23 protein-coding genes and 1 pseudogene are annotated in these 23,433 nt (G+C 40.5%); 17 read left to right on the plus strand and 7 right to left on the minus strand.

Going from position 1 to position 23,433, the window contains the following annotated elements; translation table 11 throughout:
- Positions 1-170 precede the first annotated feature (170 nt).
- From ATS75_RS08660 to ATS75_RS08690, 7 genes are all read left to right on the plus strand, one after another.
- The gene (locus tag ATS75_RS08660) at positions 171-962 is read left to right on the plus strand and encodes a crotonase/enoyl-CoA hydratase family protein (RefSeq protein WP_058560052.1); all 792 of its coding nucleotides are present in this window, start codon (positions 171-173) and stop codon (positions 960-962) included.
- A gap of 104 nt (positions 963-1,066) precedes the next feature.
- Entirely contained in the window at positions 1,067-1,453 is a 387-nt protein-coding gene (locus ATS75_RS08665; RefSeq protein ID WP_058560053.1) for a CidA/LrgA family protein, read from the plus strand.
- On the plus strand, positions 1,446-2,153 hold the full coding sequence (locus tag ATS75_RS08670; protein WP_058560054.1) for an LrgB family protein: 708 nt from the start codon (positions 1,446-1,448) through the stop codon (positions 2,151-2,153). Before ATS75_RS08665 ends, ATS75_RS08670 begins: the two co-directional genes overlap by 8 nt.
- Positions 2,154-2,203: 50 nt before the next feature.
- Complete coding sequence (locus ATS75_RS08675) at positions 2,204-3,028, plus strand: mechanosensitive ion channel family protein (RefSeq protein ID WP_058560055.1); 825 nt, start codon at positions 2,204-2,206, stop codon at positions 3,026-3,028.
- A gap of 367 nt (positions 3,029-3,395) precedes the next feature.
- Positions 3,396-4,535, plus strand: a complete 1,140-nt coding sequence (locus ATS75_RS08680) for a PepSY-associated TM helix domain-containing protein (protein ID WP_058560056.1) — start codon at positions 3,396-3,398, stop codon at positions 4,533-4,535.
- Positions 4,535-5,008 (plus strand): hypothetical protein, encoded by a 474-nt coding sequence (locus ATS75_RS08685; RefSeq protein ID WP_058560057.1) that lies wholly within the window; start codon positions 4,535-4,537, stop codon positions 5,006-5,008. The genes ATS75_RS08680 and ATS75_RS08685 overlap by 1 nt, the downstream gene beginning before the upstream one ends.
- Before the next feature lie 129 nt (positions 5,009-5,137).
- Positions 5,138-6,280 carry a hypothetical protein gene (locus tag ATS75_RS08690; RefSeq protein ID WP_058560058.1) on the plus strand — a complete coding sequence of 381 codons (1,143 nt, stop codon included), beginning with the start codon at positions 5,138-5,140 and terminating at the stop codon, positions 6,278-6,280.
- 2 nt (positions 6,281-6,282) lie between these two features.
- Here ATS75_RS08690 and ATS75_RS08695 read toward each other — a convergent pair whose 3' ends face one another.
- Positions 6,283-6,864: a YqaA family protein gene (locus tag ATS75_RS08695; protein WP_058560059.1), complete on the minus strand. Its 582-nt coding sequence runs from the start codon at positions 6,862-6,864 to the stop codon at positions 6,283-6,285.
- A 290-nt stretch (positions 6,865-7,154) separates the two neighbouring features.
- On the opposite strand from ATS75_RS08695, the gene ATS75_RS08700 reads away from it, so the two are divergent.
- Positions 7,155-9,344 (plus strand): fasciclin domain-containing protein, encoded by a 2,190-nt coding sequence (locus ATS75_RS08700; RefSeq protein ID WP_058560060.1) that lies wholly within the window; start codon positions 7,155-7,157, stop codon positions 9,342-9,344.
- A gap of 67 nt (positions 9,345-9,411) precedes the next feature.
- Here the strand turns inward: ATS75_RS08700 and ATS75_RS08705 are convergent, their stop codons facing one another.
- Positions 9,412-10,275: a PA4780 family RIO1-like protein kinase gene (locus ATS75_RS08705; protein WP_058560061.1), complete on the minus strand. Its 864-nt coding sequence runs from the start codon at positions 10,273-10,275 to the stop codon at positions 9,412-9,414.
- A gap of 123 nt (positions 10,276-10,398) precedes the next feature.
- On the opposite strand from ATS75_RS08705, the gene ATS75_RS08710 reads away from it, so the two are divergent.
- The 6 genes from ATS75_RS08710 to gbpA all read left to right on the plus strand — a co-directional run bounded on the left by ATS75_RS08710 (position 10,399) and on the right by gbpA (position 14,941).
- Complete coding sequence (locus ATS75_RS08710) at positions 10,399-10,617, plus strand: hypothetical protein (RefSeq protein WP_058560062.1); 219 nt, start codon at positions 10,399-10,401, stop codon at positions 10,615-10,617.
- Positions 10,618-10,710: 93 nt separating this feature from the next.
- Positions 10,711-11,601, plus strand: coding sequence for a dienelactone hydrolase family protein (locus ATS75_RS08715; RefSeq protein WP_058560063.1), 891 nt, complete (start codon positions 10,711-10,713; stop codon positions 11,599-11,601).
- A gap of 22 nt (positions 11,602-11,623) precedes the next feature.
- Positions 11,624-12,394, plus strand: a complete 771-nt coding sequence (locus tag ATS75_RS08720; RefSeq protein WP_058560064.1) for a substrate-binding periplasmic protein — start codon at positions 11,624-11,626, stop codon at positions 12,392-12,394.
- A gap of 47 nt (positions 12,395-12,441) precedes the next feature.
- A complete protein-coding gene (locus ATS75_RS08725; protein WP_058560065.1) occupies positions 12,442-12,807 on the plus strand; it encodes a hypothetical protein in 366 nt (121 codons plus the stop codon).
- Positions 12,807-13,187, plus strand: coding sequence for a hypothetical protein (locus ATS75_RS08730; protein WP_058560066.1), 381 nt, complete (start codon positions 12,807-12,809; stop codon positions 13,185-13,187). The genes ATS75_RS08725 and ATS75_RS08730 overlap by 1 nt, the downstream gene beginning before the upstream one ends.
- A gap of 293 nt (positions 13,188-13,480) precedes the next feature.
- Positions 13,481-14,941, plus strand: coding sequence for an N-acetylglucosamine-binding protein GbpA (gbpA, locus tag ATS75_RS08735; RefSeq protein ID WP_058560067.1), 1,461 nt, complete (start codon positions 13,481-13,483; stop codon positions 14,939-14,941).
- A gap of 108 nt (positions 14,942-15,049) precedes the next feature.
- Here gbpA and ATS75_RS08740 read toward each other — a convergent pair whose 3' ends face one another.
- Positions 15,050-15,523, minus strand: a complete 474-nt coding sequence (locus ATS75_RS08740; RefSeq protein WP_058560068.1) for a VOC family protein — start codon at positions 15,521-15,523, stop codon at positions 15,050-15,052.
- A 70-nt stretch (positions 15,524-15,593) separates the two neighbouring features.
- On the minus strand, positions 15,594-16,121 hold the full coding sequence (locus ATS75_RS08745) for a GAF domain-containing protein (RefSeq protein ID WP_058560069.1): 528 nt from the start codon (positions 16,119-16,121) through the stop codon (positions 15,594-15,596).
- A 195-nt stretch (positions 16,122-16,316) separates the two neighbouring features.
- Here ATS75_RS08745 and ATS75_RS08750 point away from each other — a divergent pair.
- Positions 16,317-16,881: pseudogene (locus ATS75_RS08750) on the plus strand (NAD(P)H-binding protein).
- Between the two features lie 238 nt (positions 16,882-17,119).
- A complete protein-coding gene (locus ATS75_RS08755) occupies positions 17,120-19,492 on the plus strand; it encodes a TonB-dependent receptor domain-containing protein (RefSeq protein ID WP_058560070.1) in 2,373 nt (790 codons plus the stop codon).
- Between the two features lie 76 nt (positions 19,493-19,568).
- On the opposite strand, the gene ATS75_RS08760 is transcribed toward ATS75_RS08755, so the two are convergent.
- Genes ATS75_RS08760 through ATS75_RS08770 form a run of 3 tightly spaced genes read right to left on the minus strand, consistent with a single transcriptional unit; the run spans position 19,569 to position 22,963 of the window.
- A complete protein-coding gene (locus ATS75_RS08760) occupies positions 19,569-20,714 on the minus strand; it encodes an ABC transporter permease (protein ID WP_058560071.1) in 1,146 nt (381 codons plus the stop codon).
- Positions 20,711-21,445: an ATP-binding cassette domain-containing protein gene (locus ATS75_RS08765; RefSeq protein WP_058560072.1), complete on the minus strand. Its 735-nt coding sequence runs from the start codon at positions 21,443-21,445 to the stop codon at positions 20,711-20,713. Before ATS75_RS08765 ends, ATS75_RS08760 begins: the two co-directional genes overlap by 4 nt.
- Positions 21,446-21,448: 3 nt before the next feature.
- Entirely contained in the window at positions 21,449-22,963 is a 1,515-nt protein-coding gene (locus tag ATS75_RS08770) for an alpha/beta hydrolase (protein WP_058560073.1), read from the minus strand.
- A gap of 94 nt (positions 22,964-23,057) precedes the next feature.
- Between ATS75_RS08770 and ATS75_RS08775 the strand changes: the two genes are divergently transcribed.
- Positions 23,058-23,432 carry a GntR family transcriptional regulator gene (locus tag ATS75_RS08775; RefSeq protein WP_058560074.1) on the plus strand — a complete coding sequence of 125 codons (375 nt, stop codon included), beginning with the start codon at positions 23,058-23,060 and terminating at the stop codon, positions 23,430-23,432.
- The last annotated feature ends 1 nt before the right edge of the window (position 23,433 follow it).

Below are 23,433 nucleotides of genomic sequence, written 5' to 3' on the forward strand. Positions count from 1 at the left end.
AGATAAAATAGCAATTAGTTCAATTAAAAATATACACCACTTTGTTACCTTTTGTAGGTCAAATTAACAATTTAACTCCTAAATACGCTTTATTTTTCAATACAAAAGCGCAGACTTTACATCATTCAAATTAACTCGTAAGCTAACCCAAACAGGTCAGAGGAGTTGACATGGTTAAATTAGAAATACAACAACACACCGCATTTGTAACACTTTCCAGAGCGCAAAAACAAAATGCACTCAGTTTCATTATGTTCAAACAGCTGAATGGGATTATCGACAAGATTAGAAAAAACAAATCTGTTCGTGCCGTTATTATCCAAGGTGAAGGAGAGCATTTTTGTGCCGGACTTGATGTCAGCTCAGTAATGAAAAATCCAATGAATATTCTCAAATTGCTATTTAAATGGTTACCTGGAAATTGTAACTTAGCGCAAAGAGTCGTGCTTGGGTGGCAATCGTTAAGTGTGCCAGTATTTGCTGTTATTCAAGGTAATTGCTTTGGTGGCGGCTTACAAATAGCCCTAGGTGCAGATTACAGAATCGTACATAGCAATGCTAAATTAGCGATTATGGAAGCCCGCTGGGGACTTTGCCCAGATATGGGCGCAAATGTTATTTTACCAAGTTTGTTACAGCGCGACCAAGCGCTTTGGTTGACCAGCCACGCCAGTCCTATTGATGCAGAAAAAGCACATCAACTTGGTCTGATCACTGAAGTAAGTGACGACCCTTTGCAGCAGAGTTTAAATATGATCGCCACTTTATCAAACCGTTCACCCGATACCCTAGCAGCAATAAAACGTGTTACACAACACAGTTACGCAACCCCTCAACGGCGCATACTCGCAAAAGAAACATTCTGTCAAATTCGCTTATTGATCAATAAAAATACAAAACGCGCAATCGCAAAAGCAAAAGGAGCAGATAACGTTGAGTTTCAAAATAGCAAACGTTGGTAACACTTTCCACTATACTACTTACCAGTAAGTCGCATAGTGAAAAAATTCAAAACATGATGTAGTTTTAGTTTATAAAGCAAACTCAGATCATCGCGAGCATTTTTATGGCGGCCTGTACACTTTCAATTAAAGTCATTACCCAACTCATACTCAGTAGCGCAATCATTCTAGGCTGCCTCATTGTTGCAAAAGTATTGATGCACATAACACAAGGTAGTTTTCCTGCACCTCTGCTCGGTATGCTTTTACTTTTGGGCCTTTTACTAACGGGGATTATCAAAGAACGCTCTGTTACTCCTTGTGCATCCCCCTTGTTAAACTACATGCCCTTGTTTTTTATTCCTGCAGGGGTTGGCTTTATTGAACATTTAAACTTAATTTCATTGCATTGGCAGTTTATTCTCGCCTGCCTCGTGCTAATTCCTTTGACTAGCTTGCTCTTAATTAGTCACCTAATAATCTCGTTTAAAGGGCGTTCACACCATGATTAATTTATGGTGGTTGTGTGTCCCAGCTATCATAGCTGGATTTATTCTACTCAAACGTGTAAATGGTTTGAGTCAATCTACGACCTATATTGCGCTAACAAACCCCGTATTTTTAGCTATCATTATCACAGCATTAATACTGGTTATATTTAAACTACCTTATGTGAAATTTAACCATCACACTCAACTTTTGAGTTGGTTATTAGAACCCGCGATTGTTGCCCTAGCGATCCCTTTATATAAGCAATTTGTGCACATCCGAAAAAATGCCTTACTTATTTTAATAAGCAGTATTCTAGGAATCGTCAACGCAACAGTTGTGGGCATTCTATTAAGTGTAATGTTTGAAGTCCCCAAGGAACTTGCTCATTCTGTTGCTGCTCTTTCAGTGACCACTCCCATTACTTTATTAGTGACTGATTCTCTTGGCGGGATTGCTTCTTTGGCGGCGGCCATGGTGATTTTTATCGGTTTGTTAGGCGCTCTTTTTGGATTTATTGTTTTAAAATGGGTTGGTATTTTTAATCATCAAGCGCAAGGCGTCGCTGTAGGGACTGCATGTCATGCAATTGGCACAGCCGCGGCATTAAACAAGCATGCGCGAATTGGTGCTTATTCATCGGTTGCGATGGCATTAAGTGCACTCCTCACTGCACTTATCGTGCCTTGGCTTTATCCTTATCTGAGTCAACTTCTGCTATGATAAACCCACTTTCCTAGGTTGAACGTTAATTATTTATTAATAGGCTTTTCATGATCAGTACAGAAATAGAACAAGTTGAAAAATACTACACAATGATCAGTGAGTATCTGGTCAAATACAGTATGCAGTTAGTGGGTGCAGTACTCATACTTATTTTTGGATTATGGGTAGCGCAAAAACTATCTAAAGTCGTTGCGGGTATTATGACCCGTAACAATATTGATGTTACTTTGACCAATTTTGTCAGTAATGTGGTTAAAGTTTTGCTGATAATTATGTTTATCATCATAGCCCTTGGCAAAATAGGTATCAGTGTCACCCCCTTCGTTGCAGCAATTGGTGCAGCTTCTCTGGGTGCTGGCTTAGCACTCCAAGGTATGCTCTCAAACTATGGTGCCGGTTTAGCCATCATTGCAACACGTCCTTTTATTGTCGGTGACACAATTGAAGTTAAAAATGTAAGTGGGCAAGTTAAAACAATTGAGCTTGGCCACACCGTGCTCATAAACGAAGAAAAAGTAGAGATCACCATCCCAAACAAACATATTGTGGGAGAGATTCTTCATAACTCATTCAACTACTCACTTGTAAAAGGCGAAATTGATATCGCTTATGATGCCAGTGCAGAGCAGGCAATTTGCTTAATAGAAAATGTATTAAACCAGCATGAATTAGTTGCCGATAATCCCCACTCGCAAGTAGGAATAGAAGGCTTTGCAGAAAGTGGTGTTACTATTAGTTATCGCTACTGGGTGCCCACCACTAAGATTATTGAAACGAAACTTGCTGTTAACGGTGGTGTTTATAATGCAATTCAAAGCGCAGATATTGAAATACCTTTTCCGCAACGCGTTGTTACGCTTAATAAGGAATAAGCCACTCTCTCTGTAAGAGGAACAAGTAGCAAAGCTAATTGGTTCCTCTCGTTTTACTCGAACTACCTCAAGGTATTGGTTGGAATTAAAAGCGATTTAGACAAAGCACTGATTGCAAATAATCGTGGTTTTCTTGTTGAAATAAACAATGCATGATAAATCGCCATTTAACCATCCCTGAGCGTTTCACATGCACTTACTCTCATCGTTGTAACTTCTTAAAAATGACCGCCGTTGTCGCAAAATAACGCCTCGATAATAAATATCTGTGAAGTGCTGAACTCTACATCTTGAGGTATGTTGAGTATAGCAGTATAATTGCAAATTAAATTGATAATAAATATCATTTGCAATTAAAGGGGTTAGCATGGCGAAAGTAAGCCAACGATTTTGGTTTCAATTACATGGTTGGTGTTCACTGCCAATCTGGGTTTTATTTTGCTTTATTTGTGTCACGGGTACGATATCGGTGATTAGTCACGAATTAACATGGTTAACAAATTCAGCCGCACGAGCAACAAATCCAGGTAATTTTCCTGAAAAAACAAAAGAAACGCTCATAAACAGCTTAAAAAGTCAGCACCCTACAGCCGATGTTATTAGTATTCTCAGCTATGAGCCTTATCTGGTTAACGCAATCATTTTTAGCGACACAGATAAACCTTACGCGGTTGCATATGTAAACCAATATACCGGTGAAGTTCAGGCTATCAATGAAACAATTTCCTTCATTGAGTTTATGCGCACATTACATGGCTGGTTATTTTTCCCTTGGCAAGAAGGTTATAGCCTAGGTTATTACTTAGTTAGTCTCATGGCATTGGTGATGCTAGGCGCATTAGTAACAGGTTTAATTATTTACAAAAAATTCTGGCATGCATTTACCCAGCCTAAAATACGTTTCAATAAAGGCAGTAAAACATTACTAAAAGACCTTCATACTTTAGGTGGAGTGTGGTCTATTTGGTTTATGGTCATTATGAGCGTAACGGGTCTTTGGTATTTAGTGCAAGCAATAATGTGGCACAACGAAATAGATATTGATTCACATGCTCCTTTAGTCAGTATTACACAACTCCCACTTTCAAAAAGTACCGAAATAGTTGGGTTAGATGGCGCAATTGCAATAACCAAAGAGCAGCACCCCGATTTCACCCCCACCTATATCATGTTGCCAGAACATAATCGTGGGATGTATAACATCATGGGAGCTGGCGATACTATTTTCTATGATAGGTATGCCTTCTCCACCTCAGTCAATCCATGGACAGGTGAAGTGGCTGCAAGTAAAAATCCAAAATCAATGACTTTACTGCAAACAGTGTCACACATTGCCGACCCTCTGCATTACGGTAATATTGGTGGCCTTTGGACAAAAGTTATCTGGTTTATTTTTGGTTTTATTTTAAGTGGTATGTCAGTAACAGGCTTTATGATGTACGCAAAAAAGCTTGTTAAGACGCAGCTGCCTAATGTCAGCTCTATCAACATTGTGGAGGCAAAGTAATGGCGCGTTTAAAAAACACATGGTGGCAGCGTAAAAAGTACGTAATAAACTCACTGACTCTCATTTTACCTTGTGTATTTATATACCATGCTTTATTTCCTTCTTTCCCACCGGTATGGGCAGAAAAAGACGTCGGAATGTTTAAAGTGGCACCCATGCCACTCAACATGAAGCCGCCTTATTCGCATCATAACGAATATGTAAAAGATTTTTATCTCGCCTTTGGCAAGGGACAGATAAGCGATATTCGACAGGCCTATTTAAATATAGGCCCTAAACCACTGCCTATTAAACAATTTGAAAAAGGCGATGAAGGGATAATGCATGGTACAAATCATGGCCAACATGCCCATGCTATTGCACCTGCCACAATATTAAAAAGTGATAAGTTATGGCTGACAATTGAAACGTGGCAAAACGATTTACTCCTGCAAAGTTGGGATATTCCTCAAGCACTTATCGTAGAAAAATAACTGGCTATACGTGCTGTCCACCTTATAGTGAACAGCACCTTACACTCTTTTTTACTCATCGAATTAAGTTACTCACCATTTAGCGCTACAATGGTTCAATACTAAAGTCGATTGATATGGCGGGTTATATTGCCTTTTAATACTCATCAAACCATCAAGTACAGCGCGTTATTAATACTCGTAATACTGTGTTGGTTTTCTCATTTTGACCTTTATATCGTTGACTTTATCGATCACGCTTTAGTGCAGTCAGGGATAGTATATGCCTCAGCCCGCTCAGTTAACGCCGTCATATCTTTATTGCAATCTGCCGAAGTAGGTATTGGCATCGCTAGTATACAGCCAGCTCAGTTACTTGATCCTATTAACGATTTGGCTGAATACATGTCAAATTCGATGCGTATCGCATTAGGCACCTTATTTGTCCAACGTATCTTATTTACACTGTCCTCTGAGACTTTTTTTAGCGTAATGTTTACGTTCAGTGTCTTAATTTATGCCCTCAGTGATTACTTTGCCTATGGGAAACGTTTTTCAACAAAAATATTAGCTAGCTTAGTTTTAATACGATTTATGGTCCCTCTAGTTGTAATAAGCACCGGCCTTGCAAGTCAGATGTTTTTGGATAGACAAATTGATACTCAAAATCAGGCCGTGACTGATAAGGTTGATCATTTAAGTGCTCAAGCTAATGCAACAAGTACACTATCATCGTCAGCGAGAAAGGATATTGCAGACCAAAAAACGACTTTACTCAATGCGCTTTCGACTGTTAGTGATAAAAAAGCACAATTTCTCAACCAAATAAACGAGAATCAACAACAGTTGATCGCACTCACCTCCAAGATTACTGCAATCCAAGCAACACGTAATTTAACTGAAAAGCTAACCATGACAGAACTTGAAAATGCTAAGCCACTCATTGTACTCAAGCAAACACTTAAACAACAGCAAGCACAATTAAATAATGGCATTGTCGCTTTAAACACTGAAACAACGCGATTAACGCAACAAATACACACATTAGACAATCAACTTGCCGAAAATACAGGAGATATGATGGGCAACGTAGCGGATGCTGTCGCGTCGGGGATCAATAACATCATTGAATCCATGGAGAAACTCTTTATCGATTTTCTCAGTCTATTATCCCTGTTGGTAGTTAAACTAATTTTAATGCCCTCTCTATTTTTATATCTCTTCCTCAAAGCCTTTAAAGCTATATGGCGGCACACTCAACTTAATATCACACCGGCCCTTCACTCAAAGTGAGTCTAAAGCGAACTTACCCACCATGCGAATAATACCAACGCGGTAACAACGATCAGCGCTTTGGTTTTGTGCTTTTTAATCACCTTCTGTGCTTGATCACCTACGAAGTAAACCACCAGCGCAAGTCCAAAATAACGAACAGCACGCGCAATTGTGGTAGCTAACAAAAAGAACCCTAATGAATACTTAGTTGCCCCTGCGGCCAACATGGCGATTTGAAACGGGACGGGGACTATGCCTAGCGTCATAACAAACCAAAAACCTTGCGTTTGCATTTTTTGCTTAACGACTTCAAATTGCTCAGGGCTTGAAAACATATTAATTGCCCAGTCACCGATTATATCAAATAAATAATAACCCAATGCATAGCCAAATAGGGCCCCAATAATACACCCTATAGTTGCCATTAGGGCGATTAACCACAACTTCTCTCTTCGTGCTTGCATCAAAGGAACCATTACAGCTTCGAGTGGAATAGGCACCACAGTAGACTCTAACAATGAAGCAAGCGTTATTCCTTTAAGCATATGTTTAGAATCGATAAACCTGCGCGTTTTTTGTTTAATTACATTGTTTAGTGACATTGAAAACTCTTTGAAATCTGAAGCTACTTTAGTCAGTATTTGCAACTCAAATACCCACTATGCAATAAATTAAGAAATTGAAATATATATTTAATAACCCTTTAGACAGAGTTTCAACTTAATCGTTAAACTTTTCAGTGTGCTGTGTAATTTTAGGTAGAAGACAATGAATATATTATTCTCGGGATTTTTTAAAATCGAATATATATAAAAATTTAATATGATCACTTTAAACAATTACTGCGTAAAAGTTATTCGATTGTTAATTAAAATGTTAAAAGGATCACAAGATGGATAGGTTCGTAAAGCTCTTGCTCGTAATTTTAACTCTTGCGTTTGTACAAGGGTGTAATGACGATGATGACAAAAAAAATGTAGTAACCCCCCCCTCAGAATCTCTGTCAACAATTGTTGATGTTGCAGTAAGTGCAGGCAACTTCACTACGCTTGTTGCTGCACTACAAGCAACGGGCTTGGATGATACACTTGCAGACACCAGCAAATCTTACACTGTATTTGCTCCCACTGATGATGCGTTTGCCCTACTTGGTGAAGACACGATCAATGCGTTACTTGCAGATACTGATAAGCTTAGCAAAATTTTAACTTACCATGTTGTTGAAGGCTCTGTTGATGCAGAGGCTGCAATTGGCCTTGCAGGCACAACAGTTACTACCGTTAATGGCCAAAAAATTGCCCTATCATTGAGTGGTGAAACATTACTCGTTAATACAAGCTCTGTAACTAACCCTGACGTAACTGCTGACAATGGCATCATTCACATTGTTGACGCTGTATTAATACCAGGTGAAGAAAACCAATCAGCACCGACTAACAATATCATTGAAACTGCTCAGCAAGCTGGTAATTTCACGACCTTACTCGCTGCCCTTGAAGCAACAAATTTAACATCAGTTTTATCGGACACATCTGCTGAATTTACCGTTTTTGCACCTACGGATGAAGCCTTTGAAGCCGTTGGTGAAAAAATGCTAAACACATTACTTGCAAATCCAGACGTTCTTTCTAGCATATTAAAGCAACATGTTTTAGCTTCAAAAGTAGATTCAGTAACCGCGATGTCACTGAATGGAAAGAGCGCAGAAACAGTTCAGGGTAATCAACAGGCAATCGCTATTAACAGCGAGACGAATACTCTAACATTTGGTGGTGCTAACATAACGATGACTGACATCAATACTACCAATGGCTTCATTCATGTTATTGATGCTGTAGTTGTAGGTGATATTGAGCTTCCTCAAAGTTATGGCACACTGGCAGATGTTGCTACGAGTAACGGCAATTTCACTACATTGCTTGCAGCACTTAATGCTACAGGCTTAGATACGCTAGTAGCAGACCCAACAAATACATTTACTGTATTTGCACCTACAGATGCGGCATTCGCAGCTTTAGGCCAAGACACAATCGATGCGCTTCTAGCGGATACAGATACGCTTAAAAACATTCTCCAATACCACTTAATCGCAGATGCAACTGTACTACAAGATGCCGCGGTAAGCGTAGCAACCAGTGAAAACAACAAAGCATCGATGGCTAACGGTGATATGGCCTCATTAACCTATGTTGATAGTACACTGTTCATTAATGATGCAGCCGTCACAGCAGCCAATGTTACAGCTGACAATGGCGTCATTCATGTGCTAAATAAAGTGATCATGCCACCAAAAGACATGGGGACGCCCACTAAAACTATTGCAACTGTTGCAACCGAAACCGAATCACTTTCAACACTCGTCACTGCTCTTCAAGCAGCCAATCTAGTCGATACTTTTAACGATACATCAAAAATGTTTACCGTATTTGCACCAACTAATGATGCATTTAAAAAAATTCCTGCTGACACACTAAATGCGCTATTAGCAAATAACGATGCTCTAACGCAGGTATTGACCCAGCACGTTCTAAGTGCAGCCGTCAGTTCATCGAATGCATTTGCTGCAAACGGTAAAATGGTTGAAACCCTTGCAGCCAACAATTTATCTGTGAACATTGTTGATTTTACTGGCACTGCTAACACAGAAACAGACACAATTGCTTACGATAGCACCAACAGCCGACTTGTTACTGGCATGGGGGCAAGTGATTCAGGTGCAACAGTGTATGTGTTTAACGCCGATTTAGAGCAGTCAATGAGCGTTTGCAATGACACGTGTGCCCAAGCATGGCCACCAGTTACTGGCACAGAACAAAGCATTGCGAATATCCCTGGTTTATCACTGATTGAACGCCAAGATAGCACGATGCAAGTGGCTTATTTAGGTCGCCCACTTTACACCTACGTAGGTGATGAAGCGCCAGGCCAAGCTAATGGCCAAGGTGTGGGTGATAACTGGTGGCAAGTAAGCTTACCCGCTACTTCATTACAAGTGGCTGGTAGCAATGTTGTGACTACCGATATTTACACTAGCAATGGCGTTGTACATCTAATAGACACCGTTATTACACAAGCTAAATAAACAAATTAATAAGTTAAACAAAAAGGGGCTAATTAGCCCCTTTTTTATATCATAGTAGATAATGAGTTTATTCGTCGTCAGCTTGTTCAGCCGCTTTGATTCGCTCTTGGTTTTCTTGCATTTGTTCAAATGCTGCTTTAATTTCATCTAGCACAGAATCAACATCAGCAGTGCTGTTATCCTCTTCTAAATCGCCATAAAGCGTTGTCTCTGGTGTGAGTTCACCGGCTTGATAAAGTGCCCACATTTCTTCACCAAAGCGCGTGGCAAGAATTTCAGGGGCAAACTGGCCATAATATTGGCGCATATTACGTACATCGCGATAAAACATCGCTTGTGCGTTATTATTTGCTGATGCATTGACCGCTTGAGGTAAATCAATGATCACCGGACCATAGCTATCCACCAGCACATTAAATTCAGACAAGTCACCATGCACAATGCCTGCACATAACATCAACCTAATGTAATGAACCATAGTGGCATGATCTTCAATGGCTTGCTCTGTAGTCATGCTGACATCGTTTAAACGTGGCGCTACATCACCATCATCGTCCGTGACTAAATCCATGATCAATACGCCATCGTAACACCCGTAAGGCTGTGGCACTTTGACACCCGCTTTAGATAATGTGAATAACGCATCGACCTCTGCATTTTGCCACACACTCTCTTGCTCTTTTCGGCCAAATTTAGATCCTTTTTCCATGGCACGTCCGCGTCGGCTGTTACGTACCTTTCGACCTTCTTGATATTTAGCTGCTTGCTTAAAACTTCTATGTTGAACATCTTTATAGACTTTGGCGCAGCGAATGGCCTCCCCGCAGCGTACAACATAGACTGAGGCTTCTTTTCCACTCATTAATTGGCTGATGACTTCATCAACAATACCGTCTTCAATTAACGGTAAAATTTGTTTAGGTGTTTTCATACCGCTCTTATACCGCACTTAGTGCGTATATGTAATCCCCTATTGATAAATTTACAAAAAACTTGACTAATTAACTGAAATGCACAAACTGCGAATAAAATTTTTCATACAAAGAGACCCATTATGAATTTGGAAATACGCTATCGTTTTCAATCGATGCAAATTGCTAATCGATTTTTAAATGAACTCAAAGATTGGCCTATTGCAAAAGTAAAAGCTAGGCTACTTAATGGTGGTTTAGATGTCAAAGTAAGCTATCAATTCGATGGCACTGGATTTGATTATACCTGTTCCGAGCTCGATGATTTAGCTTCTCAGCATCAAGGGGAGGAAGTTAATTAAATTAAAACTGGCCATTTACTCACCATTGATTGATATACATTTGAGTACAGCTACGTTAAATTAGTGTAAACATTGTTGATTATAGAGGTCACTATGGATAAGCCAACACCTGATCATATCCCTCAAGAAGCATTCGACTGGTATGATGAATACGCTCACGGCATGATGGATAGACGCACCTTTATGAAAAAGCTTGGTAGCTTAGCTGCATTAGGTTATTCAATGTCATTGCTCACCAGTGCGCTATTACCAAACTATGCACTCGCTGAGCAAGTATCGTTTAACGATAACGATATCAAAGCAACCTATCACACATTCGACTCTCCTAAAGGCCATAATATAGGACGGGGTTATTTTGTTGAACCCACCAATATAAAGGGTAAGCGTCCTGTTGTGCTGGTTGTTCATGAAAACCGAGGGTTAAACCCTTATATTAAAGATGTTGCGCGACGTTTAGCAAAAGCCGGATTTATCGCATTTGCACCAGATGCACTCCACTCACTTGGTGGGTATCCCGGTAATGATGACGAAGGCCGTGCAATGCAACGCTCGATGGACAGAGAAAAAATCCAAAATGATTTTGTAGCTGCCGCCGAATTTTTAAAATCACACCCTCGCAGCAATAACAAACTCGGCGCTGTAGGCTTTTGCTTTGGGGGCTATATTGTCAATTACCTAGCGGCTATTGATGCTACATTGCTAAGCGCAGGCGTTCCTTTTTATGGCACGCCGGCAGCGAAAGCATTGCGGCATAATATTAAAGCGCCTTTAATGATCCAACTTGGCGAATTAGATAAGCGTGTAAACGCCACATGGCCAGACTATGAAGCCGATTTGAGCTCACATAATGTTCCTTACCAAATGCATATGTATAAAAATGCACACCATGGCTTCCACAACGATTCAACCAGCCGATATGACAAAGTCAGTGCTGAACTTGCATGGCAAAGAACATCCGCCTTTTTTACTGAAAAATTAATATAGAACAGTATCTAAACGAGGTTTTATGATTAAAGTAGTAAATGTATGTGTGGGTGTATGGTTTGCAATTATTTGTTTCTTTACACACTCGGTACACGCAATCACCTTCATCGCTGAAGACTTACCGCCTTACCACTATCAAAATGAACGCGGCGAAGTTGTTGGGGCATTGGTTGATATAGCCAAAGCGGTCCTTGAAGATGCTAAGCTTGCAGGCAAATTTGAAATCATGCCAATGGCGCGGGCTTACCATCAGCTTGAAACAGACCGCAATACAATAATGATGTCTCTGTTAAAAAACCCTCAACGCGAAGACTTATTTCACTGGTTAGGTGATGTCTACTTCGCTGATGCCTATTTAGTCAGTTTACAAACATTTAAAGGGCAAGTTACTACTTTAGAAGACGCTAAAAACTACCGAGTCGGAACAATTAATGGTTATTCAAGCGCCCAATACCTAAAAGATAAAGGGTTTACTGATGACGAAAATTTGGTTTTAGTTAGCCACTATACCCAACTTTGGCAAATGCTTTTTAAGCGCCGTTTAGACTTTGTTTTAACCAATACACTGACCTTAGAGAATGAACTTAAATCAGTAGGGTTTAAGATTAGTGATATCAATAAACACCTACATTTGACTGAATACCCTTCAATACTTTATTTTGCTGCAAACCAACAGCTAGACCAAAAAATTACCGAGCAGCTTATGCAATCTTTGAACAACATTAAAACAACTGGGCAACACCGTATTATTTTACAAAAATGGCAGCTTTCACCTCCAGACACAGTTTTGTAAGTACTTCCCTCTCCTATCATTTAATAAGGCCAGTTTCATTTAACCCCATGACTAAATTTTTTATCTTAAAGTACGCCGCTTTTTTTGGTGGCTGCGCGGGTTGTTTCTTCTTACATACACAATTTTCGATTCCTGAGCTTATCGCTTCATGTATCGTTGGCTTATTGGGGAGCTTTATCCCATTACCCAAAACGTATGGGCAGCACCCTTATGCTGCAATTTATGCAGGAAGCTTCGCTGGAATGTGCTCTGAAGGGCTAATTAATACTTATTGGGAGCTGGGTCTAATTTCGTTCATTGGCGCCATGTTATATACACTAACAACTAAGCTGTTTACTGGCTTTGGTGGGCGACTTGGCAGCATTGCGTTTGTCAGTGTCGCATTGTATGTGCTCGGTAGAGGCATTTTTTAATGATTTTTTTGTCTTTTTTATTAGCCTCTCTCGGTGCATTTTCAACTTTCTTCCTAGCAAAACACGACCGTTTAGGCGCAATAAGAGCCTCTACCATCTTATCTATTTTCGCGTATTTACTATTTTACTTAATCGGTTTCCAACCTGAGTTTTACAGTACTCTGTTCTTTGGTGGAACCTTTATAGGGATGAGTGCCCCTAAGCGGTTTGGGGTTTATACTTTATGCTCTGCAAGTATTCTATATTCGCTTTTGTTTTTCTACCTCGTTCCCTTACTAAATAGTTTTGGAGGGGCACTGGGGATCAGTGCATTTTTATCTGTGTGTATTTGTCACCTCGCAATCATGCTTGGCGCGCCCAGAAGTCGCAAACAAAGTTAATTACCCTAAAGAGTGCATCATACTCAGAGTATGCACTTATCGCCTTTTCAATATTTTAGCCCGACCTTTAAGCCACACAACCTCAGCCTTAATAATAAAGAGCAAATTCAACAGTGCATTCTCTTTGCGCCTTTCGCGCTTGTTTACGACCAAAAAGCAACCCTATACAACTACAAATTATTTTTTTAATAATACCTTTTTAGTAACAAAGTGTGATTGTATTACTACTCAAACTTAAATACCATTTATAGGTACGCATTGCTGTACGCATTACATCACCACTTTGGATAACTATGAAAATCACAAATAAAACACTCCTTACGCTATCCCCATTAGGCTTAGCCTTATTGCTCCCAGTTGCAAACCAAGCGTCAGCACATGGCTACATAGCAAAGCCTGAATCTCGCGGTTATTTATGTCGTCTTAGAGAAAACACTCAATGCGGCAATGTTGTGTATGAGCCACAAAGTTTAGAAGGCGTTGATCGCTTTCCACAATCCGGACCCGTTGACGGTCATCTTGCAAGTGCCGGTTTAAGGGCTTTTGGGGCTTTGGACGATCAATCCATAAATCGATGGACTAAACGCCATATAAAAACGGGTCCAAATGAGTTTAGCTGGCGTTTTACAGCCGCACATTCATCGCGTGATTGGCGCTATTTCATTACAAAAACATCGTGGGATCCAAATAGCCCACTCACTCGTGATCAATTCGAAGCAGTGCCCTTTTGTGAATATCAAGGGTTTAACCGACAACCGCCAAAAACATTAACACACCTGTGCAATGTCCCTGAACGAACCGGTTACCATATTGTGCTCGGTGTATGGGATGTTGCTGATACACCCATGAGCTTTTATAACGTTGTTGATTTAATGATTGATAATAACGATATGAATGAAGCTAGTTGGCAAGATGTTGGCGATATCGTAACAGGTCGTCATTTGAAGGCTGGCGATAAAGTAAAAACCCGAGTGTTTGGTGAGTCAAAAGAAATCCCTTCTCTTCAAACTGTATTAACCATAAACAGCGATAACGAAGGCTTGAATGAAAACTGGACTGTTGCATTGGCTAAAAAAATCAATGCTTCTCAATCTTGGATTCAAGCAGGGCAACTGAATGAAAATAATGAAATCGAAATTACAATCGGACGAAATGAAATATTTGCTCAGAGCAACGCAGGTATAAACTCTGTTGAACTTGAGTTTGAATTAGCCCCATTACCTAAACCTGCATTTGCGGTAACCGGTTTATCGCATAACTACGTGATTGACAACAACACCGTCGAGTTTAACTTTTCTGTTGATATAGAGGCTGATGCACATATTAAAGCAACGCTCAATAAATCATATAACAGTGTTGTTACACACGCTTTTCAAGTCACTAGAGGGCAATCAGATCTTGTACTAAATTACCCAGATGCACAAACGGGTCATTACAACTTGGCAGTTAGCTACATGACGGCAGATGGCCTCACCGATGAAAAAGTATTCCATTTGAACATTGTGGAAGCCGGAACCCCACCAGGCCCAATCCCCCCCGTGGTAGAACCAATCCAGGACGTGGATTATGTTTTCCCAGCAAACATCACAAGCTACAAAGCAGGTACAGTGGTACTACAACCTAAAAATAATAAGGTGTACCAATGTAAGCCTTGGCCATATAATGGTTATTGTGTTCAATGGTCAAAGGGGTCAAACCAATACGAGCCGGGAATCGGTTTATATTGGAATATGGCATGGATTGAAATTCAATAGTCGAAATTTTAACTGTGTTATCCCAGACTATTAAGCCACTTTAGCGAACGCAAAAGTGGCTTTTAATTGTTCACGACTCATTCATAGGGCTAACTTAAAGACGCACATTTAAGCATCTTGATCTTTACTCATAAAATCTGCCATTCGTTGGTTGATCTGTTCATCTGTTAAATCTTCTTTGTGAGTCCCTATGGTCCAAACATGGCCAAAGGGATCCTCTAACGTACCAGCCCTATCGCCATAAAATTGATCATGCACCGGACGTACCTCTTTTGCCCCTAATGAAATGGCATGCCTAAATACACTGTCCACATCGTCAACATATAACATCAGACTAACCGGGGTGCCCCCTAACTGTTCAGGGCTTTTAAAGTGTGCTTCAGGGCACATGTCTGAAAGCATGATATGTGAATCTGAAATTTTAATTTCAGCATGAGCCACCCCCCCATCAGGCAGTGGCATTTGCATTATTAACTCTGCTGAAAATGCTTGTTGATAAAATTCAATCGCTTTTGCAGCACCATTAATAATTAAATAAGGCGTTATTGCATGGTACCCCTTTGGAATTGATGAAACAGACATGTTGTACACCATTTTAGAATATCGACTGTTAACAAAAAGTAGTCAAAAAGTCCTCATAAAACAAGCAACGCTAGTCTTTACACAAGTGCAACGCTGAACCCAATAAGTCAGCAATGTAAAATAGCTTAATCGCCTCCTGTTTAGTAAATTCACCACTAAAACGCGCCACATTTAGTGTACCAACGCATTGTTTTTGATAAATAATAGGGGCATCCATACAGGTACCTAACCCAGCCTGTGCGAGCATACGACAGTCTTGCTCTTTACTTAAGCTAAGTTGCTTGCAAATAATCAATTTTTTTGTTTTAAACACACGTCCTACCAAGGTGTAATCTATCGGTAATGGGATTTCATTTGCGATTGCTTCGCTCCCAAACGCAGACACTAAATTAAGATAACCTTCATGTTGCGCTAACACCACACTCGCCCTGTCCCAGTTAAACAAAAAGGGTGACCAATGCGTTAATACATGCAATATAGCTAAGCGTTTATGAGTTTGATTAAGTTCATTAATAAAACGATTAGGCAAACTTACCTGCTCATAAAGCGGGTTTTCTAAAAAGCATTCATAACTTAAGTGGTACTCGTTCGAAGACATACATATAGATTCATCAGATAGCGTACAGAAAGTATATTATTTGCACGCCATTAAAAACGTAAGAAAATTCAGTTTTTAACACTAAAAAAAGCAAATTTAGTGTTAGGGATATTTAAATTGCTCTACTCACCTTTAAAAAGTAATTTTCCCCCAAAGGTCTATTGGTATTTGAAACTTTATCAGAAGGAATTAAGCATGAGTAAAACGTTAATCATTGGTGCCAGCGGGCAAATAGGTAAAATGACATCAAAATTAGTATTGTCAAAACAACAGCAAGTTGTAGCACTTGTTAGAGATAAGCGTAAATTAAATGACTTAGTGTGATCAGGTAATCTTTGCCTTAGGCTCAGGCGGTAATACAGGCGCAGATAAAACAATATTGATTGACTTACGGGCAGCAAAGAAAGCTGTCGATTATGCAGAGCGCCAAAATATAAAGCATTTTATGGTGGTAAGCTCTATTGGCGCGGATAATCCAGAGGCCATCGACACCGAACTGAAACCGTATTTGGTAGCCAAGCATATGGCTGATCAACACTTGCTACAAAGTGAACTAAATTACACTGTCGTTAGTCCAGGCACACTCACTGACGAAAATGCCTCAACGCATATATCGACTGTGCGACCTGACAGTCAGGATGATGCAAAAGTTAGTCGTGAAAATGTGGCAAATGTATTAACTTATATCGCGAATAAGCCACATCAAAAAAGCACAGTTTTTGAGCTGTTTGATGGTACCAGTGCTATTTCCTCACTTTAAAACCACCTGAGCGGCCTTTGCGGTCGCTTAACATCGACTCTAAATTACGCGTCAACAATCTATCTCCTGCAAACTACCCTTTACTTCAATAGTTTTGAAGTCCAAAAAATAAAAAGCTATTCTACTTCAACACAAAACCACAAATACAAATGAAAATAATTATTGATTAGGTTTGCACTTTCTGTATTATACCCGCCGTTGTACCTAATTGTTGTAAAATAATAAAGAGATGAAATCAATGTCATACTTAGTCAAACCTAGCTTAATCGCACTCGCTGTGGCAGCTAACTTTAGTGTTCACGCCGATGAAAAAATCCCCGAAAAAAACATGGAACGTATGGTTGTTACAGCAACCGGCTTTGAACAAAAAGTCACTGAAGCACCAGCTAGTATCTCCATCATCACTAATGAAGATATTAAGTCTCATGCCTTCACCTCAGTATTAGATGCAGTGCAATATTTAGAAGGCATTGATGTAGGAACTACGCGAGACAAAACAGGCCAAGGCAGTGTAAGTATGCGAGGCCTAACGGGTGAATACACACTGTTACTGATTAACGGTAAACGCCAAAATAATCATGGCGACATCTACCCTAACAATTTTGGTGGTAATGCCTTTAACCATGTACCACCTGTTGATGCCATTGAACGAGTTGAAGTGATACGTGGGCCAGCATCAACGCTATACGGTGCAGATGCACTGGGTGGCGTTATTAATATTATTACGAAAAAACACACTGCTGATTGGGGCGGCGCAGTATCATTTAGCCGCTCATTGCAACAAGACGATAGCTTTGGCGATGACATAACAACAGATATTAGCGTTTCTGGTCCACTTATTGAAAACGTATTAAGTTTTGGTTTTCGCGGTAGTGTTTATGAGCAACAAGCGTCATCACCTACCTTTGAAGCTGCGACAGATCCAAATGGAGTTGTTCATGCTCGCTCTCTAGGTTTTGGCAGAGGCGGCCGTACTGTTGATAATACCAATGAGCAATATGGTTTTACTATTAACTATTCACCATTTGAAGATCATCATTTAAGTTTCGATTATGATAATTCAAGCCAAGTTTACGATAATAGCCCAAGCTATGATCTTGAATCAGGTAGCATAACTTATCCACTTGGTACCAAAGATAATATTGAATCTATCTGGGCAAGCAGAAGAGGAAAAGTAAACCCTCGTGCAGGTTATGCAGCAAATCAAAAGTTTGACCGTCAATGGTGGTCACTTAGCTATGATGGTGGGCTTGAATGGGCCACAGTTAAAGCGTCTGTTTCTTATGTAGATACGCAAAATAATGGCCGAACACTCCCTTTAAGTGTTGCAGAGCGCCTACAGTTACAAGAAATGTATGACGGTACTGGCGAGTATGCAAATATGGATGAGCAAGCACGCAAAGACCTTGCTGAAGAAACGTTTTTACCACGTCCAAAACGTCCATTAGAAAGTAGCCAATATACTTACGATCTTCGTTTTGATATCCCAATGAGTGGCGCATTAGGCGATCACAACTTTGTTGTGGGTGGCCAATTAATTGACGGCGAGCTAAAAGACGGCGTGTTTGGTTTAGAAAGCAATGAAGCAGGTAAAGTACAAGAACAAAACATGTACTCTATTTTTGCTGAAGACAACTGGATGATGACAGACAACTTTACGCTTACAGCGGGTGCTCGTTTTGATGATCATGACGTGTTTGGTAGCCAAGTGTCGCCACGCTTATACGGTGTGTATAACGTGAATAACACGTGGACAGTAAAAGGTGGGATCAGCACAGGCTACAAAACACCAAAAACGACTGACTTGTACGATGGCATCACAGGCTTTGGTGGCCAAGGGACTAGCCCATTTGCCGGTAACCCTGAACTTGAGCCAGAAACCAGTGTAAACTCTGAAGTTGCACTCTATTGGAACTCGTTAGGTGGTGAGCATAACTTTAACATCACCTACTACAACACCAAGTTTGAAGATAAAATTGCCCGTGGCGATACCATTTTCAGCTGTGAGCAAACCAACGATGTTCGCCCTTGTGTTAACTTAGGTCAATACGACCAACTTGGTTATCAAAGCTACAGCCAAAAAATCAATATTGACGAAGTTGATTTACAAGGTATTGAAGTTGCCGGCCAATATACACTCACAGAGACCATTTCATTAAATGGTAACTACACTTTCACTGATAGCGAGCAACAAAGTGGCTCACAAAAAGGCCAACCGCTAACAAACAGCGCTGAACACATGGCTAATATCACCCTAAACTGGGAAGCCACAGACTTCATGGAGGTATATCTTCAAGGTGTATACCGCTCTGATCGTTACCGTGGTTGGGACAATGTTCATGATCAGGCGCTTTATTACAAAAACTATAACCTATTTAATTTAGGCGCTCAGTTTTACGTAAATGAATACGTGCAAATCAATGCCCGCGTTAACAACTTGCTTGATGAAGATTTTACCTCGTACAGCACAACCTATACAGATCTTAACGGTGATGGTGAGTACGAATACTTAACAGGTCGTGGCGTTGTTAGCGAGGTGAGCTTTACTGATGACTACAATGTAAAAGACAAAGGTCGTAACTTCTGGGTTGGCGTAACTGCTTACTTCTAAACAGACCGAGGTGTAATTAAACATCTTCAAAACCACAAAAAAAGCGGCCAACTGGCCGCTTTTTTAATCACTACTTTTATAAGCCAAATACCACCTTTTCACTTTTAAGCATGCGAGCACTCAAAAAGCTAAACAGAGCAAATAGGACAACCGTTACCCCTGTTGACAACAGTAACTGTGGAACAGGGATTGGATTACCTTTGATAAATTCCATCAGAGCAAATTGCTGCGCAGCAATAGGAAGCCACTGTACAATATCCGTCGCAATATCATAAGTTGTTACCATGCTTAATGCCATTGGAATAAATAACACCATGGTGACGTAAGATTGCGCTTCTTTAAATGACTTAGCCATAAAAGAGACAAACACTTGTAAGCTTGATGACATCAACGCAATTGGGAAGCATATAGCGATACAAAACAACATGAACTCAGGTGTAATTGTTATGCTAAACCCTAGTTGTTCCCATGCGACCATAGGGTAAACCACTTTAGACACAACTAAAATAATCACCAAGCCTAACATTGAAAACGCCGCAATTGCGCCCACTTTGGCAAGCACAATGTGCAAGCTACTTAACGGATGGCTCAGCAATAAACTTAACGAATTACGCTCTCGTTCGCCCGCACTGGTATCGATAGCTAGGCTCATTGCCGCATAAAATAACGTTAGAATAATAGAAAATGTCACAAGCCCCAAAATCATACCGCCTTTAGAATCCGGAGTTGCTTGATCATTAACTTCAATGGCGAGCGCGCGCATTAAGTTAGGGTCAATACCGCGAGACACCAAACGTAAACTGGCAATTTCTGAACTGTAAACGGCCATCGCTTTTTCAACACGGTTGATATGTTTACCTAATTTGTCATCTGACTTATCAGCAATGAGTGTGACCGTCGCAGGGCGTCCTTCACTCATATTTTGCTTATAATCATCACTGATAGTTAGCGTTATCGCTTTAAGCAGAGGATCATTTTTATCATCGGCGACTTTAATATCACGACTGGCTAAATGAGCCACTAAACCTGGTGCATTACTGGCGTTTTCAACGGTAATTTTAAGCGCATCAGGAGACGCGAGTTGCTGTAATAAAATGCTCATCAGTAAGCACATACCAATCGGCGCACCAATCGCATAATAAAGTCCCGCCATCACAGAGCGTTTGTCTCGGCTTGCATCTGTTACTTCTTTTTTAAACAGTACTTTTAATATATTGATCATGCTGCAATCCCCTCATCACTACCTATTAATGCAATAAATGCTTCTTCTAATGTGTCCTTGCCTGCTTGCTCACACAGCTGCTCTATAGACCCCTGAGCAATTACCTGCCCTTTTGCCATAATGACAACGTGGTCGCATAAAGCCGCGACTTCTTGCATCACATGCGATGAGAACAAGACACAATGCCCTTGCGCCTTAAGTAGCAATAACAGCTCTCTTAAAATACGCGTACTCATTACATCGAGTCCGCGCGTTGGCTCATCCAAAATAACGTTTGTTGGGTTATGAACAACCGCTTGCGCTAATGCCGTTTTCATTCGTTGGCCTTGTGAAAAACCTTGGCAACGGCGATCTGCAATATCATTCATACTCAATTTATCAATTACTTGCGCTGTGGCTTCCTTTGCTTGCGACGCACTAAGGCCACTCAACTGGGCAAAAAAGCTAATATATTCCCGCGGGGTAAGTCGCTCATACAAACCACATGGGTCAGGAAATAGTCCCAAGTTCTGTTTTGCTTGCATGGGCTGTTTTGCCACATCAACACCGTCAATTTCAGCAAACCCGCTGTCTGCTTTTAATAAGCCAAAAACGGTGCGTAAACAGGTGGTTTTACCGGCACCATTAGGCCCTAGCAAGCCAGTGATTTTGCCGTTTTCAGCGCTAAAACTTAATCCGTTTAGTGCGTTAACATCGCCAATCTTTTTGGTCAAATTAGATACATTAATCATGACTTACTCCTTGTTCGTTGCTAGTTTTGAATGAGTGTTTGCAACCCCATTAATGTTCATAAAAAATTGCTTATCATTTTCTTCACTGATGCAATTGGTATCAATATCTTGCATCGATTTTTGCTCTATAAACTGGGCGATAATCTTTGGTGCACATGTTTGCGAGCCAATACCATGTGTCGCTGTTGGGGCAACTAAATGTGTTGCATCGGCCATCTCAACCATTGCAAGTTCTGCCCAGCTTGGTGGCGTTGCCGGGTCACGCGATCCAGATAATAACAATGTTGGTTTATCACTTTGTAATGGCTTATAAAACGCTTTATCTGCTGGCTTAACCTCTAAAATTGGACAGACAATATCAAGCCCTTCAATCATGGTTTTACCCATGTATGTATTACTGTATTTACTGCGAAGTTGAGGTGTCAATTGGGGCCAATCTTCTGAACATACAATGGCGTTATGCATGCCCATTGCGAGCGATTGGGTTAAATCTGCGTTTGCCATTAAACCTGCCAATGGCGAAAAATCACCTTGAGTCGCTTTAGTAATCACTAGTGGCAAAATCGAACGCGTTGTGTGGCTATAAAGCGCTAGACGAATCGCACTGTAAAACTTCATCTTGGTGATAGTAAAAGGGATCATCTGATGAGTGCGTGGGTGCCTGACTTTCGCTTCAACAGGTTGTTGCTCAAGTTTAGCTAAGAACTTATTGAAACGAATTTCCAAACGAGGAAACTGCTCATTGCAGGCAACATCATTTTTGCAACGTTCGAACAAGGCAAGCAATGAGTCGTCTATGGCCTCGCCGATAGCAGCAAAGCTTTGCTGCATGGGGGCTACACCATCTAAGGTGCTTGTAATAACAGAAGCTGGAAATTGACGGGTGTATTCTTGCGCTATACGTGTGCCGTATGACACCCCATATAAATGGAAACCTTTATAACCCAGAGCAACACGCACAGCTTCAAAATCTTTTGCCGCAGCAGAGGTCGTAAAATGGCTTAGATCAACATTGAGTTTGGCCTTACATTGCTTGGTGTCTTGCTCACTCATGGTTTGTAAATCAGCGATGGCATCATTGAATGCAAACTGTGTTTTTAAATCATCACTGTCACATTGCAACTGATGTGAATAACCCGTGCCGCGCTGATCGACAAGTACAATGTCACGGGTTTCACGGGCAAAGCGTAAGTTGCGATTAAAGATTCGCGCTAAATCAACCGCCCCTTGACCAGGCCCACCGGCAAATCCCAATACAGCCTCACCTGGGTTACTTGGTTTGATCGCTGGTATAACAGCAAAGTGAATATCAATCTTTCCATCCGCTGGATTATCCGATAAAGGCTGAGCAATACTGCCGCACATTAATCTATCTGATAGGCCTTCCATGTAACATGGTGTTAATTTTACAGAGCTATTGTCATTTTCTTGTCCCTGTAAAACTGCTGAATTGACGACTAAAAAAGGTAAAATTGCTAATTTTATCAGCCTATTACGATATTTAAATGTACTTTCCATCACTCTTTCCCTTATTTGCATTTTACACCTAATGTGATAACTTAGTATGTAGTGTATCGGTGTATTAATGTATTAATACAGTAGAGAAAGAATAATGCTAGAATTTATTAATGTCAACCCCAATAGTGGCGATCCAATATACAAGCAATTACACGAGCAAATTGTGCGCTTAATTGTGGGCGGCCAATTAGCGACTGGGGACGAGTTACCCTCGGTGAGAAAAATAGCAGATCACCTCGCTGTCAATCCCATGACAGTATCAAGAGCCATCGGCCAATTAGTTGATCAAGGGTGGCTTGAGCGTCGTCGAGGTCAAGCAACTAGAGTGGCCCAAAAAACAACCCAAAAAACAGATCAGCAAGAAACGTTACTTTTTAAAGCTATTGATCAACTCATTCAACAAGCACAACAGCTTGATGTACCGCAATCAACATTATCCGAACTAATAAAAAAACGGTGGGAATTATAAC

The sequence above is a fragment of the Pseudoalteromonas sp. H105 genome (assembly GCF_001469215.1).
Lineage (GTDB): Bacteria > Pseudomonadota > Gammaproteobacteria > Enterobacterales > Alteromonadaceae > Pseudoalteromonas.

Bases quoted from the DNA above. Each gene is read 5' to 3' on its own strand.
- ATS75_RS08660 (WP_058560052.1), top strand. From the start codon at position 171: ATGGTTAAATTAGAAATACAACAACACACCGCATTTGTAACACTTTCC.
- ATS75_RS08665 (WP_058560053.1), top strand. From the start codon at position 1,067: ATGGCGGCCTGTACACTTTCAATTAAAGTCATTACCCAACTCATACTC.
- ATS75_RS08670 (WP_058560054.1), top strand. From the start codon at position 1,446: ATGATTAATTTATGGTGGTTGTGTGTCCCAGCTATCATAGCTGGATTT.
- ATS75_RS08675 (WP_058560055.1), top strand. From the start codon at position 2,204: ATGATCAGTACAGAAATAGAACAAGTTGAAAAATACTACACAATGATC.
- ATS75_RS08680 (WP_058560056.1), top strand. From the start codon at position 3,396: ATGGCGAAAGTAAGCCAACGATTTTGGTTTCAATTACATGGTTGGTGT.
- ATS75_RS08685 (WP_058560057.1), top strand. From the start codon at position 4,535: ATGGCGCGTTTAAAAAACACATGGTGGCAGCGTAAAAAGTACGTAATA.
- ATS75_RS08695 (WP_058560059.1), bottom strand. From the start codon at position 6,864: ATGTCACTAAACAATGTAATTAAACAAAAAACGCGCAGGTTTATCGAT.
- ATS75_RS08700 (WP_058560060.1), top strand. From the start codon at position 7,155: ATGGATAGGTTCGTAAAGCTCTTGCTCGTAATTTTAACTCTTGCGTTT.
- ATS75_RS08705 (WP_058560061.1), bottom strand. From the start codon at position 10,275: ATGAAAACACCTAAACAAATTTTACCGTTAATTGAAGACGGTATTGTT.
- ATS75_RS08710 (WP_058560062.1), top strand. From the start codon at position 10,399: ATGAATTTGGAAATACGCTATCGTTTTCAATCGATGCAAATTGCTAAT.
- ATS75_RS08715 (WP_058560063.1), top strand. From the start codon at position 10,711: ATGGATAAGCCAACACCTGATCATATCCCTCAAGAAGCATTCGACTGG.
- ATS75_RS08720 (WP_058560064.1), top strand. From the start codon at position 11,624: ATGATTAAAGTAGTAAATGTATGTGTGGGTGTATGGTTTGCAATTATT.
- ATS75_RS08725 (WP_058560065.1), top strand. From the start codon at position 12,442: ATGACTAAATTTTTTATCTTAAAGTACGCCGCTTTTTTTGGTGGCTGC.
- ATS75_RS08730 (WP_058560066.1), top strand. From the start codon at position 12,807: ATGATTTTTTTGTCTTTTTTATTAGCCTCTCTCGGTGCATTTTCAACT.
- gbpA (WP_058560067.1), top strand. From the start codon at position 13,481: ATGAAAATCACAAATAAAACACTCCTTACGCTATCCCCATTAGGCTTA.
- ATS75_RS08740 (WP_058560068.1), bottom strand. From the start codon at position 15,523: ATGTCTGTTTCATCAATTCCAAAGGGGTACCATGCAATAACGCCTTAT.
- ATS75_RS08745 (WP_058560069.1), bottom strand. From the start codon at position 16,121: ATGTCTTCGAACGAGTACCACTTAAGTTATGAATGCTTTTTAGAAAAC.
- ATS75_RS08755 (WP_058560070.1), top strand. From the start codon at position 17,120: ATGTCATACTTAGTCAAACCTAGCTTAATCGCACTCGCTGTGGCAGCT.
- ATS75_RS08760 (WP_058560071.1), bottom strand. From the start codon at position 20,714: ATGATCAATATATTAAAAGTACTGTTTAAAAAAGAAGTAACAGATGCA.
- ATS75_RS08765 (WP_058560072.1), bottom strand. From the start codon at position 21,445: ATGATTAATGTATCTAATTTGACCAAAAAGATTGGCGATGTTAACGCA.
- ATS75_RS08770 (WP_058560073.1), bottom strand. From the start codon at position 22,963: ATGGAAAGTACATTTAAATATCGTAATAGGCTGATAAAATTAGCAATT.
- ATS75_RS08775 (WP_058560074.1), top strand. From the start codon at position 23,058: ATGCTAGAATTTATTAATGTCAACCCCAATAGTGGCGATCCAATATAC.